Source organism: Pseudoalteromonas sp. SR41-8 (genome assembly GCF_014163915.1).
Lineage (GTDB): Bacteria > Pseudomonadota > Gammaproteobacteria > Enterobacterales > Alteromonadaceae > Pseudoalteromonas > Pseudoalteromonas rhizosphaerae.
The window spans coordinates 1-276 of the sequence record NZ_JACJEE010000106.1; the positions used below are offsets into that span (position 1 = coordinate 1).

General features: G+C 52.5%; 1 protein-coding gene. It reads right to left on the reverse strand.

The features are described from left to right. The coding region (locus H5162_RS21205; protein ID WP_220493651.1) for an Ig-like domain-containing protein at positions 1 to 276 on the reverse strand (276 nt) is incomplete at both ends.

Genomic DNA, 276 nt, shown 5'->3' on the forward strand with positions numbered 1-276 from the left:
TAAAATCACTGAGGTGCTGGTTGCACTGGAGGTGTTACCCGCCGCATCAGATTGTGTGGCGCTGACGGTGAGCGTGCCATTATTAAAGCTGCTGACATCAAACTCACTACCACTGATAGTCCATGTACCTGCGCCATCAGCCGTCACGGTCCGCGATTGGTTATTCGAACCATCGCTGATAGTCACACTGACACTGGCATTGGCTTCTGCGCCAGAGCCGGTGATCAATACACTGCCATCTTCTACAGCATTGATCCGGCCATCAACCTCAATCGG